The organism is Mesorhizobium sp. M1D.F.Ca.ET.043.01.1.1, assembly GCF_003952385.1.
In the GTDB taxonomy this organism is placed as follows: Bacteria; Pseudomonadota; Alphaproteobacteria; order Rhizobiales; family Rhizobiaceae; genus Mesorhizobium.
In genome coordinates this window covers 4,489,025-4,502,070 of the sequence record NZ_CP034444.1, presented here as the reverse complement: position 1 = coordinate 4,502,070, position 13,046 = coordinate 4,489,025, and the positions used below count along the sequence as shown (strand labels likewise).

Here is a 13,046-nt window from a genome sequence, read left to right as displayed (position 1 = left end):
CCCATTGCCACACTACACCCAGGCGGCCATTCCTGAGCTCTCACATCAATCTCGGCAAGGATGCTGCCAGTTCGTCTATGGCAAGCCTCAACTTGACTGGCATCAGCGGCGCCCGCAACCAGACAGCATAGGCGTCGTAAGGAAAGCTCGGCGCCGTCGGAAACACATCCCTCAAGCTGCCATTGGCGATATAAGCGCGCACCAGCCATGAGGGCAGCCATGCAAGGCCGGCCCCTGCTGCGGCGGCGTCGGCAATTACATTGAGATCATCGAAGCGAAATCGGCTCGACGGAACAATCTCGAAAGGCGCTTCCCCATCGCGCGGAAACAGCCAAGGAGGAACTGGACCGGCGCGCCAATAGACCACTGTCTCATGCTGCATGATATCGGACAGATCTTGCGGCAGGCCACGCTCGGCAATGTAGCCCGGCGAAGCACAGACGATCATGTGTTGCTGCGCGAGACGCCTGGCCATCAGGCCGGCCTTATCGGTCAATTCTCCTGTCCTGACTGCGAGGTCGAACCCATCCTCAGCAAGATCGACAAGCCGATCGGTGAAAGAGAGATCCAACTCCAATCCAGGATAGCGCTTGGCCAGATTCAGCATCACGGGGGCAGCGCATTGCCGGCCAAAATGGACCGGCATTGTAACTCTCAGCTTACCTCGTGGCTCCGAGAGCTGATCGGCTGCGAGCGCGTCGGCGGCTTCAGCCTCGGTAAGAATGATGCGGCATCGCTCGTAGTAGATCTTGCCAATGTCGGTCAGGCTCTGCCTTCGCGTGGTGCGGTTCAGCAATCGAACACCGAGCCGTTCCTCCAGAAAGCGCACATGCTTTCCAACCATCGGCCCGGACATCTGAAGGGCAGAGGCCGCCGCTTCGAACGAACCGAGATCTACGGCTTTGACGAAAGCGGTCATACTTGTGAGACGGTCCATATTCCAAACTCATAGTTTTGTCTGATCTGCATTTCGACCGGTATATCCCGGTAATTAACGCATGGTAAAGCCAATTCGATGGAAATCGTTAGGAGTCACAATGACAAAAGTCGTTCGTTTTCATGAGTTTGGTGGGCCGGAAGTCCTGCGCATCGACACTATCGATGTGGCGCCTCCTGGCCCTCGGGAAGTCCGCATTCGCGTGAAGGCCATCGGCCTCAATCGCGCCGAAGCGCTGATGCGCGCCGGCACCTATATCGAGACCCCTGAATTGCCCTCGCGTCTTGGCCTCGAGGCCGCCGGCATCGTTGATGCCGTCGGTGCTGGCGTCAGCGGCTTCGCGCCAGGTGACGTTGTCAGTACTATTCCGCCGATCTCGATGATCGAATATCCGGCCCACGGCGAACTCGCCACATTCCCGGCCGTGCACATCGTCAAGCACCCTGCGAGCCTCAGCTTCGAAGCTGCTGCCGCTTTATGGATGCAGTTTCTCACGGCGTATGGCGCTTTGATCGAGATCGCCCGACTGCGCGCCGGGGACTTCGTCGCCATTACTGCAGCGTCAAGCAGTGTCGGACTAGCAGCCATTCAGATCGCGAATAAGGTTGGCGCCACGCCAATTGCCATCACGCGATCTTCAGCCAAGAAGCAGGCGTTGCTCGGTTTCGGCGCTACCCACGTGATCGCGGCAAACGAGGAAGACCTGGAAGCCCGGCTGAAGGCAATTTCCGGCTCGGCCGGCGTGCGGGTCGTTCTCGACGCTGTTGGTGGCTCGATTTTCAATCCGCTGACCGCTGCCATGTCCCGCGGTGGCATTCTGCTCGAATATGGTGGGCTCAGCCCCGAGCCCACCCCCTTCCCGCTATTCACGGTGTTGGGCAAATGTCTGACGCTGCGCGGTTATCTTGTACACGAGATCGTTCAGGACCCTCGCCGCCTCGAAGCTGCCAAGACATTCATTGTCGACGGACTGACTGACGGATCACTGAAGCCTGTTATCGCCAAGACCTTTGATTTTGCAGATATCGTTGAGGCCTATCGATATCTCGAATCGAACGAGCAATTTGGCAAAGTGGTTGTGTCGCTTTAGAGGCGTCGCAAATCAATTAGCGTCTGAGCGGCCCAAATGGCCGCTCAGACGCTAGAAACCGGAGGAGACCATCAAACTAGATCCCACGGGTAGCGCCGCCGTCGATATCGATTGTGGCGCCCTGGATGTAGGCAGACTGATCGGAGGCAAGAAAAGCAACAAGCTGCGCTACATCCTGTGGGGATCCGAAGTGTCCGATCTGGTAGGCCGTGAGCAGTTCTTCCTCGGCGGCGCTTTCGCTCAACTGTCGCTCTTTCATCAGGGACTCGATACGGGCGTACAACCGACCCGATTTGATATAGCCCGGGTTTACTGCGTTCACACGAACGCCATCGCGACTTCCCTTGTCAGCCAAGGCCTTTGTAAGGTTCAGCAGCGCGGAATTGACCGCGCCGCCAATTGTGAAATCTGCGCTTGGCGTGCGAGAGCTCGAGCCGATAATGTTGATTATTGAGCCGCTGCGTGAAGCCAGATGCGGCCACGCCGCCCGGCACAGAAGCACGCTCGCGTGAAACTTGAGCGCGAACCCATCCAGCCAATCCTCGAAGGTAAAATCCAGAAACTCTCCACGCCTGGTAGCGCCCGCGCAGTTGACCAGAAGATCGAGCTGGCCGAACTGACCTAGTGCAAACTCGATGCAACGGTGTGGAGCGTCAGGCTTTTTCAGATCTGCAACAATGGCAGCTGCTGGCTTGCCAGAAAGTGCTGTCGCAGACTGTTGCGTTTCCGCGAGAGACTGGCTGTCGCGCGCAGCCAAGCAAAGGGAAAAGCCGGCTCTTGCGAGTTCCAACGCGATAGCCCGACCAATGCCGCGGCTAGCGCCGGTCACCAGTGCAACCTTCTTCTTCGGCGCGAGAGCTTCATTCGTCGTTGAAAACTCAGTCAAAAGCCACCCATCGTCAGTGATCCATGGCCTTGACGATTTCCTCGGTCATCTTCTTGGCGTCGCCGAGCAGCATCATGGTGCCGTCCTTGTAGAACAGCGTGTTGTCGATGCCGGCGTAGCCGGAGCCGAGCGAGCGCTTGACGAAGAGGCAGGTGCGGGCCTTGTCGACGTCGAGGATCGGCATGCCGAAGATCGGCGAGGCCTTGTCGTCGCGCGCGGACGGGTTGGTGACGTCGTTGGCGCCGATGACATAGGCGACGTCGGCCTGCGCGAATTCGGAGTTGATGTCCTCGAGCTCGAACACCTCGTCATAAGGCACGTTGGCCTCGGCGAGCAGAACGTTCATGTGGCCGGGCATGCGGCCGGCGACCGGATGGATGGCGTATTTCACCTCGACGCCGTTGGCCTTGAGCTTGTCGGCCATCTCGCGCAGCGCGTGCTGCGCCTGGGCGACCGCCATGCCGTAGCCGGGCACGATGATGACCTTCTGCGCGTTCATCATCAGATAGGCGGCGTCGTCGGCCGAGCCCTGCTTGACGGTGCGCTCGACGCCGTCGTCGGCAACTGCCGCCGTCTCGCCGCCGAAGCCGCCGAGGATGACCGAGATGAAGGAGCGGTTCATGCCCTTGCACATGATGTAGGACAGGATCGCACCCGACGAGCCGACCAGCGCGCCGGTGATGATCAGCGCCAGATTGCCGAGCGTGAAGCCAAGTGCCGCGGCAGCCCAGCCCGAGTAAGAATTCAGCATCGACACCACGACCGGCATGTCGGCGCCGCCGATCGGGATGATCAACAGCACGCCGAGCACCAGCGAGGCGGCGACGATCAGCCAGAAGACCAGCTTGGATTCGGTGGTGACGAGCAGCACGATCAGCACCACAAGGGCGATGCCGAGCGCGATGTTGATGAGATGGCGGCCGCCGATCATGATCGGCTTGCCCGACATGCGGCCGTCGAGCTTGAGGAAGGCGATGACCGAGCCGGTGAAGGTGATGGCGCCGATGGCCACACCCAGGCTCATCTCGATGAGCGCCTGGGCATGGATGTCGCCCGCCGTGCCGATGCCGAAGCTTTCCGGCGCATAGATGGCGGCGGCCGCCACCATGACGGCGGCGAAGCCGACGAGGCTGTGGAAGGCGGCGACAAGCTGCGGCATCGAGGTCATGGCGATGCGGCGGGCCACATAGGCGCCGACGCCGCCGCCGATGGCGAGACCCAGCACGATCAGGCCGAAGCGCCCAGCCGAGGGCAGCGCCAGCGCCAGCGTCGTGCATAGAGCAATGCCCATGCCGATCATGCCGTAGAGATTGCCCTGGCGGCTGGTGGTCGGATGCGAGAGGCCACGCAGCGCCAGGATGAACAGGATGCCGGAGACCAGATAGAGGAAGGAGGCGAGATTGACGGTCACGTCACTTTTCCTTCTTCTTGTACATGGCCAGCATGCGCTGGGTGACGAGGAAGCCGCCGAAGATGTTGACCGAGACCAGCACCAGGGCGACGAAGCCGAAGCCCGCCGCAAGGCCGGAAGCCGCGATGCCGACGGCAAGCAGCGCGCCGACGACGATGACCGAGGAGATGGCGTTGGTGACGGCCATCAGCGGCGTGTGCAGCGCCGGGGTCACCGACCAGACGACATAATAGCCGACGAAGATCGCCAGCACGAAGATGGCGAAGCGGAAGACGAAGGGGTCGATGGCGCCGCCGGAGAGCGCATGCGCCGCGTTGCCGGCAGCCTCGGCGCCGGCGGGCGCATTGGCCAGATCCTGCACCGCAAGGCGGACGGCGGCGGTCGCCTGATCGAGCTGGTCGAGGGCTTTTTGCAGCTGTTCCATCACGCGGTCCCTTTCGACTTGGACGAGGCCGACTTGGCTGCGGCAGGCTTCTTCGCCGCTGTCTTCTTCGCGACCGGCTTGGTCGAGGCGTCAGCGACAATGATCGTGGCGGGAATGGCCGCCGGTTCGGTGCGCGGCGCCTCCGCCGCCTTGGAGAAGTTCGGATGCACGACCTGGCCGCCATCGGTCAGCATCGTCGCCTTGACCAGTTCGTCGTCGCGCTTGATGGCAAGCTCTTTCGTTGCCTTGTCGACCATCGTCTCGAGGAAGGCGTAGAGGTTCTTGGCATAGAGCAGTGATGCCGAGGCCGCGACGCGGCCAGGCACGTTGAGATGGCCGACGATCTTGACGCCGTTTTCCGTCGTCACGACCTTGCCGGGCACCGCGCCCTCGACATTGCCGCCGCGCTCGACGGCGAGATCGACGATCACCGAGCCCGGCTTCATGGAGGCGACCATGGCCGCGGAGACCAGCTTCGGCGCCGCACGGCCGGGGATCAGCGCCGTGGTGATGACGATGTCCTGCTTGGCGATGTGCTCGGCGGTCAGCGCCGCCTGCTTGGCCTGGTATTCCTTCGACATTTCCTTGGCGTAGCCGCCGGCGGTCTCGGCCGCCTTGAACTCCTCGTCCTCGACCGCCAGGAACTTGGCGCCGAGCGACTGCACCTGCTCCTTCACCGCCGGGCGCACGTCCGTGGCGGTGACGACGGCGCCGAGGCGGCGCGCGGTGGCGATCGCCTGCAGGCCGGCGACGCCGACGCCCATGATGAAGGTTTTGGCCGCCGGCACGGTGCCCGCCGCCGTCATCATCATCGGCAGCGCGCGGTCATATTCGGCGGCCGCGTCGACCACCGCCTGGTAGCCGGCGAGATTGGCCTGCGAGGACAGCACGTCCATCACCTGCGCGCGGGTGATGCGCGGCATGAACTCCATCGAGAAGGCGGTGATGCCGGCCTTGGCCATCGCGGCCACCGCCGCATCGTTGCCGTAGGGGTCCATGATGGCGATGACGGCCGCGCCCGGCTTGTAGCCCTTCAGCTCCGCATCCGTCGGCCGGCGCACTTTGAGCACCACGTCGGCCTTCGACGCGTCGGCAGCCTTGCCGATCGCGGCACCCGCCGCGGCAAAATCCTGATCGATGATGCGCGAGCCGAGGCCGGCGCCCTTCTCCACGATCACCTCGAAGCCCAGACCAACCAGCCGCTTCACCGTCTCAGGCGAGGCCGCGACACGCGGCTCGTTCGCATCAAGCTCACGAGGGATGAATATGGTTTGCGTCGCTGCCAAACGGGTTGATCTTTCTGTTGGGTTCGTTGCCACGCTCAGTAGCAAGTCCCGTGCCAGAGAGGATGGAGGCCGAGTAACTGGCTACCAGCTACTCGTCTGTTTCCAGGCAGGGGGATCCCGGTGTTTCCGGCGGCAACATCATGTGTTTATCAAGGACAGCCAGCACCGGCGTGCGCGTGAAGGTCAGCGCTTGGGTTGATGTTTTTCTCGCCATCCCTGGCTGCCAGCGGAATGGCATGGTTATTGCGAAGAGAATGACGGCATCACTCGGGAGGATTAGTCGATGAGCTCTGCACTTGAAGGCAAGATCGCCTTGGTCACAGGAGGCAGCCGCGGCATCGGCGCCGCAATAGCGAAGCAACTTGCGCGCGACGGTGCGAACGTCGCCATCACTTACACTTCGGCCAAAGACAAAGCCGATGAAGTGGTCAAGGAAATGGAGGCCATCGGCCGCAACGCCATCGCTATCTGTGCCGACAATCTGGCCGCTGAAGCAATGGATCTTGCCGTGAATGAAACGATCGCCAAGCTCGGAGGTCTGGACATTCTCGTCAACAACGCTGGGATTCTGCACACCGGGCCAATTGAGGACTTCACGCTCGAGGATTTTGAGCAGACCATTGCAATCAACGTACGAGCTCCCTTTCTAGCTTGCCGCGCGGCTGGCCGCCAAATGCGTGCGGGCGGAAGGATCATTTCAATCGGCAGCAATCTTGCTGATCGAGCGCCTCGACCGGGCTTAAGCCTGTATTCCATGAGCAAGGCCGCCCTTGTCGGCATGTCCAAAGCCCTCGCCCGCGAACTCGGCCAGAAAGGCATAACCGTAAACGTCGTTCAGCCAGGTTCCACAGATACGGAAATGAACCCTGCCGATGGGGCGTTCGCCGACAATCAGCGGGCGCGCATGGCGCTGCCGGGACGCTTCGCCACCCCCGAAGACGTAGCTGGTCTTGTCGCATGGCTTGCCGGGCCAGGCGCGGCAAGCGTCACCGGTTCCGTGTACACCATCGATCGCGGATCTAACGCTTGACAGTCGAACAATATGACTGCGTAGACAGCTCGCAAAGTAGCCCCCGCGTTGCACGAGCGGCCCGCGAACGACGGTCGCTGGTGCCAGCGTCGAGAAAGAAATGGTGGCAGGCATGATGGGCAGGCCCGATCACGTCCAGAACGGCCCAGTGCGCACCGCGCACGCCGGTAGAGCCACATTGGATTTCGATCAAAGCGCATACGGCCACGACCAGAAACCCGCGCACCTGATGGAGAGTCGCTTTGCGGCCAGTCGTAGCCGCCGAGGCGAATGAGGGGCTCGACGCGGTTGCATTAGTGTCGCTAGCTGTTTTGGAGGAAGTGCATGCGCAAAATCGTCGCCGGTAAGCTGCACGGCATCTATGTCACCGAAGCCAACCTCGATTACCACGGCTCGATCACGCTGGACCCCGACCATTGCGAGGAGGCAGGCATCCTGCCGATGGAATTCGTAGATATCTGGAACAAGAATTCAGGCGCACGGATCTCGACCTATGTCATCCTTGGCGAAAGGGGATCGCGCTGCTGTATCCTTAACGGCGCCGCGGCCCGCACCTGCCAGCCAGGCGATCAGGTCATCATCTGCAACTCGGTCTATATGCACGAGAGAGAACTGACCACGCTCAAGCCGCGCGTGCTGACCTTCGACAAGGACAATTGCATCGCTAGCCGCCTGACCTATTCGGTTGAGCATAACGCGGACGGAGGCTACAGCTTCTCGATCCTCAATGAGGTCCGCGAAGCTCTGCCGATACCGGCGCTCGTGGGCGGATAAATTGGCCAAGCTGGCCGCTGCGGAAAGTTCAACCCCAGTTGGGCGGAACCAGTACCGAATGGACATACTGACGATGGAGATGGAATGAACGCCGAACCACAGTTGAACGCCGCCTTGAGGTCGGCCCACGAGGCCTCCATTCAATGGAACCGCGAAGCGGCCCAAGCAGTCTACGACCTGCCCTTCAACGACCTGCTCTTCCGAGCCCAGACGATCCATCGCGAGAATTTCGATCCCAACCGGGTGCAGCTGTCGCGCCTGCTTTCGATCAAGACCGGCGGCTGTCCAGAGGATTGCGGCTATTGCAGCCAGTCCGCGCATCACCAGTCGGGCCTCAAGGCCTCGAAGCTGATGGAGGTTGAGCGCGTCGTCGCCGAGGCCAGGAAGGCGCGCGATGCGGGCGCTACCCGCTATTGCATGGGAGCCGCCTGGCGCAGCCCCAAGGAGCGCGACATGGACGCGGTGGCCGCCATGGTCGAGGGCGTGAAGGCGCTTGGCATGGAAACCTGCATGACGCTCGGCATGCTCGACCTCGACCAGGCGCAGCGGCTCAAGCAGGCCGGGCTCGACTACTACAACCACAACATCGATACCTCCGAGCGCTACTACAGCGAGATCATCTCGACGCGGACCTTCGCCGACCGGCTGGACACCCTCGCCAATGTCCGCGACAGCGGCATCAAGGTCTGCTGCGGCGGCATCGTCGGCATGGGCGAGGAGAAGGCCGACCGCATCGACATGCTGGTGACTTTAGCCAACCTCCCGGAGCCGCCCGACAGCGTGCCGATCAACATGCTGATCCCGATCGAGGGCACGCCGCTCGGCGAGGCCGAGCCGATCGAGCCGATCGAATTTGTGCGCGCAATCGCGCTTGCCCGCATCATGATGCCGAAGTCGCATGTGCGGCTTTCGGCCGGCCGCACGGCGATGAGCGACGAGATGCAGGCGCTGTGCTTCTTCGCCGGCGCCAACTCCATCTTCGTCGGCGACACCTTGCTGACCGCCGAAAATCCAGGCGAGGACAAGGACAGCGCGCTGTTTCGCCGGCTGGGCATCAAGCCGATGGAGCGCGACGCCCAGTGAAGGGCCGAGCGAACGGGCGAGCCTTGCTCGACCGCTACGAGGCCAGTCTGCGCGGGTTGGCCCGCAAGAACCGGTTGCGGGCCCTAGGCGGTCGCGCCGGGCTCGACTTCGCCTCCAACGACTATCTCGGTCTCGCGCGCTCGAAGCGTTTGGCGGAGGCGGTCGCCGCGGCACTCGCCGCAGGCACACCCGTCGGGGCGACAGGGTCGCGGCTCTTGCGCGGCAATACGCCTGAGCATGAGGCGCTCGAAGCCAAGGCAGCCGGCTTCTTCGGCACGGAGCGCGCCCTTTTCTTCGGCGGCGGCTATGTCGCCAATTTCGCGGTGCTCACGACCTTGCCCCAGAAGGGTGACCTGGTGGTGCTGGACGAACTCATCCATGCCAGCGCCCATGAGGGGGCGCGGGCCGGCCGTGCCGAAGTGACGGAAGCCGCGCACAACGATGCAAATGCCGTGGACGATGCGATCCGCGCATGGCGCACAAGAGGCGGCGCCGGCCGTGCCTGGATCGTGGTCGAGAGTCTCTACAGCATGGACGGCGACCGGGCGCCGCTCGGCGAATTGATCGAAGTCGCGGATCGGCACGACGCATTCCTGTTCGTCGACGAGGCGCACGCCACCGGCGTCTGCGGCCCGGATGGGCGCGGCTTCGCGCACGATCTCGAAGGCCGCGACGATGTCGTGGTGCTGCATACCTGCGGCAAGGCGCTTGGCGCATCCGGCGCGCTGGTCACAGCGCCCGCGCTGCTGTGCGACTATCTGGTCAACCGCTGTCGGCCCTTCATCTACGCCACCGCGCCCTCACCGCTGATGGCAGTGGCGGCGGCAACGGCCCTCGACATCGTTGCCGACGAACCGGATCGCCGTGAGCGGCTGGCGTGGCTGGTCGCGCTTGCAGGCAAGAGGGCCGCTAACCTTGGCTTGCCGGCGAGCGGTTCGCAGATCCTGCCGATCATCGTCGGCGACAATGCCCGTGCCATGGCGCTGGCTGAGGCTCTGCAGTCGCGCGGTTTCGACGTACGCGGCATCCGCCCACCAACCGTGCCAGAGGGCACGGCGAGGCTGCGCATCTCGCTGACGCTGAATGTCGACGAAGCAGATGTTTCGACGCTGTTCGATGCTCTTGCCGAGGAATGGGAGCGCAGACCATGACGGCACGCTTCATCGTGACCGGCACCGACACCGGTGTCGGCAAGACGGTGTTTTCGGCCGGTCTAGCGGGGCTGCTTAACGGCTTCTATTGGAAGCCGGTGCAATCGGGCCTCGACGAAGAGACCGACAGCGAGGTCGTTGCCCGGCTTTCTGGCCTACCTTCAGGGCGCGTCCTGCCGGAAGTATACCGTCTGAAGACGCCTCTGTCGCCGCATCGATCGGCCGAAATCGATGGCGTCGCGATCGAGGCGGCAAAGCTCTCGCTTCCGGAGTTGGCCGGCCCACTCATCATCGAAGGTGCCGGCGGGCTGATGGTGCCGCTCAATCGGCAGACGAGGTTCATCGATATTTTCCGGGATTGGCAACTGCCGGTCATTCTTTGCGCACGCACAGCGCTCGGCACCATCAATCACACCTTGCTTTCGTTGGAAGCTCTGCGTGCCCGCTCCATTCCGTTGCTCGGCATCGCGTTCATCGGCGGCGAGATGGCCGATACGCAAAGGACGATCGCCGAAATGGGCAAGGTTCGCGTGCTCGGTCGTCTGCCGCGTCTCGATCCGCTGACGCCCGAGGCGCTTTCGGCGGCGATGCGGGCCGCGTTCAACGTCGCCGAGTTCATGGAGGCCCGGGCATGAACCGCTCCACTGTCTGGCATCCCTTCACCCAACATGCCACCGAGCCGGCGCCGCCGACGATCGTGCGCACCGAGGGCGCCTATGTCGAGACGCGCGACGGCAAGCGCATACTCGATGCGATCTCCTCCTGGTGGGTCGTCACCCACGGCCATCGCCACCCGAAGATCATCGAGGCGATCCGCAACGCGACCGAGACTCTCGACCAGGTGATCTTCGCCGGCCTCAGCCACGAGCCTGCCGAGCAATTGGCGTCGGCGCTGGTCGACATGGCATTGCCGGGTCTCGACTGGGTCTTTTACTCGGACAGCGGCTCGACCAGCGTCGAGGTGGCGCTTAAAATGGCGCTCGGCTTTCATCGCAACAACGGCGCACCCCGCTCGCGCATCGTCGTGATGGAACACAGCTATCACGGCGACACCATCGGCACGATGAGCGTCGGCGCGCGCGGCGTCTTCAACGCCGCTTACGAGCCGCTGCTGTTCGAGGTCGACACCATCCCCTTCCCCGCGTCGGGCTGGGAGCAAAAAACGCTCGATGCCTTCGAACGGCTGGCGCGCGACCGGCAGGTTGCCGCGCTGATCGTCGAGCCGCTGGTGCTAGGCGCCGGAGGCATGCTCATGTATCCTGCCTGGATCCTTGCCGAGCTCAAACGCATTGCCGAGCGCACCGAGACGCTTTTCATCGCCGACGAAGTCATGACCGGCTGGGGCCGCACCGGCACTATCTTCGCCTGCGAGCAGGCAGCGGTCGCGCCCGACATATTGTGTACCTCCAAGGGGCTGACGGGCGGCTCGCTGCCGCTTGCGGCGACGCTTGCCACCGAGGCGATCTTCCGCGCGCATTATTCCAGCGATCGCGCCAGGACCTTCTTCCATTCGAGCTCCTACACGGCGAATCCGATCGCCTGCGCGGCGGCGCGCGCGAATGTCGGCATCTGGAACGACGAGCCGGTGGTGGAACGCATAGCTGCGCTGTCGCGGATGCAAGCGGAAAAGGTTGCGCGGTTCAGTCGGGATCCGCATTTCGAGAATGTACGCACCAGCGGCACAATCGCGGCGCTCGACCTCCGAGTCGGCAATGCAGGCTATCTCGCCGAGGTCGGGCCAAAACTGCGCGCCTTCTTCCTCGAGCGCGGATTGCTGGTGAGACCGCTGGGCAACGTCATCTACGTGCTGCCGCCCTATTGCGTCACATCGGACGAGCTCGACCGGCTTTACGACGCTATCGACGAGGCTGCCGGCCTTGCGGGCAACAAGAGATGAACCGCACGGCGCGCATCATAGGCCTGGGCCATCACGTGCCGGCTCGAAAAGTCGGCAATGCCGAGATCGAGGCAAGCCTCGGGCTGGAAGAGGGCTGGATCGAAGGGCGAACCGGCATCCGCTCGCGCTTCTGCGCGGAGCCCGGCGATACGCTTTCCTGGCTGGCGGCCAATGCGGGCGACATGGCGCTTGAGACCGCCGGCATCGATCGCAAAGATATCGGCCTGCTTCTCCTGGCAACTTCAACGCCGGACCATCTCCTGCCGCCGAGCGCGCCGCTGGTGGCGCACAGGCTCGGCCTCGAAAAGGCCGGAGGAGTCGACCTCGCGGGTGCCTGCGCGGGGTTCATCTACGCCATGACCTTCGCCGACGGCTTCGTGCGCCTCAACAACAAACCGGCCGTCGTCATCGCAGCCAACATATTGAGCCGCCGGATCAATCCGGCCGAGCGGGCGAGCGCCGTGCTGTTCGCCGATGCCGCCGGCGCAGTGGTGCTCGCCCCATCAATCGATCCCGGTCACGGCATCCTCGGTTCCTCGCTCGCCTCGGACGGTTCTGCCTACGACCTGATCCATATCCCGGCCGGCGGCAGCAACCGTCCCTTCGCGGAAGAGATCGACATCGCCGAAACCCGCATGACCATCGCCAATGGCCGCGACGTCTTCGTCAAGGCTGTGGAGATGATGAGCCGCTGTGCAAGCGAGGCGCTGGCGGCCGCCGGCCTTTCGGCGCCGGACATCGCCCGCTTCGTGCCGCATCAGGCAAATGCCCGCATTTTCAACGCGGTCGGCAAGTCGCTCGGCATCGAGGATGAGCGCATCGTCAAGACCATCGCAGACTATGGCAACTCGTCGGCCGCAACGATCCCTCTGTCGCTGTCGATCGCCCACGGTGCCAACCCCTTTCGGTCGGGCGAGAAGCTGCTGCTGGCGGCCGCCGGCGCGGGCCTGACTGGCGGGGCGCTGGTGGTTGGCGTTTAGGTCGGAATCTCGTGCCTCTTGGGCCGTAAGCAGATCGTCCTCTTCCGAATGATTGAACTACTACTAGAAAGCCGACCTTTGCCGTGAACCCAACACA

General features: G+C 63.1%; 13 protein-coding genes. 8 read left to right on the top strand and 5 right to left on the bottom strand.

The window, feature by feature from the left end; all coding sequences use genetic code 11:
• Nucleotides 1-40 precede the first annotated feature (40 nt).
• Nucleotides 41-937: a LysR family transcriptional regulator gene (locus EJ067_RS21840; RefSeq protein WP_126087313.1), complete on the bottom strand. Its 897-nt coding sequence runs from the start codon at nucleotides 935-937 to the stop codon at nucleotides 41-43.
• Between the two features lie 100 nt (nucleotides 938-1,037).
• Here EJ067_RS21840 and EJ067_RS21835 point away from each other — a divergent pair, with 100 nt between their 5' ends.
• Nucleotides 1,038-2,027 (top strand): zinc-dependent alcohol dehydrogenase family protein, encoded by a 990-nt coding sequence (locus EJ067_RS21835; protein ID WP_126087312.1) that lies wholly within the window; start codon nucleotides 1,038-1,040, stop codon nucleotides 2,025-2,027.
• A 76-nt stretch (nucleotides 2,028-2,103) separates the two neighbouring features.
• Here EJ067_RS21835 and EJ067_RS21830 read toward each other — a convergent pair whose 3' ends face one another.
• The 4 genes from EJ067_RS21830 to EJ067_RS21815 are packed head-to-tail and all read right to left on the bottom strand — an operon-like array spanning nucleotide 2,104 to nucleotide 6,034.
• Nucleotides 2,104-2,913, bottom strand: coding sequence for an SDR family oxidoreductase (locus EJ067_RS21830; RefSeq protein WP_126087311.1), 810 nt, complete (start codon nucleotides 2,911-2,913; stop codon nucleotides 2,104-2,106).
• A gap of 13 nt (nucleotides 2,914-2,926) precedes the next feature.
• The gene (locus EJ067_RS21825; RefSeq protein WP_126087310.1) at nucleotides 2,927-4,324 is read right to left on the bottom strand and encodes an NAD(P)(+) transhydrogenase (Re/Si-specific) subunit beta; all 1,398 of its coding nucleotides are present in this window, start codon (nucleotides 4,322-4,324) and stop codon (nucleotides 2,927-2,929) included.
• A 1-nt stretch (nucleotide 4,325) separates the two neighbouring features.
• Nucleotides 4,326-4,748 (bottom strand): NAD(P) transhydrogenase subunit alpha, encoded by a 423-nt coding sequence (locus EJ067_RS21820; RefSeq protein ID WP_040974911.1) that lies wholly within the window; start codon nucleotides 4,746-4,748, stop codon nucleotides 4,326-4,328.
• The gene (locus EJ067_RS21815; RefSeq protein ID WP_126087309.1) at nucleotides 4,748-6,034 is read right to left on the bottom strand and encodes a Re/Si-specific NAD(P)(+) transhydrogenase subunit alpha; all 1,287 of its coding nucleotides are present in this window, start codon (nucleotides 6,032-6,034) and stop codon (nucleotides 4,748-4,750) included. Before EJ067_RS21815 ends, EJ067_RS21820 begins: the two co-directional genes overlap by 1 nt.
• A gap of 283 nt (nucleotides 6,035-6,317) precedes the next feature.
• Between EJ067_RS21815 and EJ067_RS21810 the strand changes: the two genes are divergently transcribed.
• From EJ067_RS21810 to EJ067_RS21780, 7 genes are all read left to right on the top strand, one after another.
• Nucleotides 6,318-7,064: a 3-oxoacyl-ACP reductase family protein gene (locus EJ067_RS21810; protein ID WP_126087308.1), complete on the top strand. Its 747-nt coding sequence runs from the start codon at nucleotides 6,318-6,320 to the stop codon at nucleotides 7,062-7,064.
• 324 nt (nucleotides 7,065-7,388) lie between these two features.
• Nucleotides 7,389-7,838, top strand: coding sequence for an aspartate 1-decarboxylase (gene panD / locus EJ067_RS21805; RefSeq protein WP_126087307.1), 450 nt, complete (start codon nucleotides 7,389-7,391; stop codon nucleotides 7,836-7,838).
• Between the two features lie 84 nt (nucleotides 7,839-7,922).
• Nucleotides 7,923-8,921, top strand: a complete 999-nt coding sequence (gene bioB, locus EJ067_RS21800; RefSeq protein WP_126087306.1) for a biotin synthase BioB — start codon at nucleotides 7,923-7,925, stop codon at nucleotides 8,919-8,921.
• Nucleotides 8,918-10,072, top strand: a complete 1,155-nt coding sequence (locus EJ067_RS21795; RefSeq protein ID WP_126087305.1) for an 8-amino-7-oxononanoate synthase — start codon at nucleotides 8,918-8,920, stop codon at nucleotides 10,070-10,072. Before bioB ends, EJ067_RS21795 begins: the two co-directional genes overlap by 4 nt.
• Nucleotides 10,069-10,707, top strand: coding sequence for a dethiobiotin synthase (gene bioD / locus EJ067_RS21790; protein ID WP_126087304.1), 639 nt, complete (start codon nucleotides 10,069-10,071; stop codon nucleotides 10,705-10,707). Before EJ067_RS21795 ends, bioD begins: the two co-directional genes overlap by 4 nt.
• The gene (locus tag EJ067_RS21785; protein WP_126087303.1) at nucleotides 10,704-11,969 is read left to right on the top strand and encodes an adenosylmethionine--8-amino-7-oxononanoate transaminase; all 1,266 of its coding nucleotides are present in this window, start codon (nucleotides 10,704-10,706) and stop codon (nucleotides 11,967-11,969) included. Before bioD ends, EJ067_RS21785 begins: the two co-directional genes overlap by 4 nt.
• Complete coding sequence (locus EJ067_RS21780; protein ID WP_126087302.1) at nucleotides 11,966-12,949, top strand: beta-ketoacyl-ACP synthase III; 984 nt, start codon at nucleotides 11,966-11,968, stop codon at nucleotides 12,947-12,949. Before EJ067_RS21785 ends, EJ067_RS21780 begins: the two co-directional genes overlap by 4 nt.
• Nucleotides 12,950-13,046: the final 97 nt, after the last annotated feature.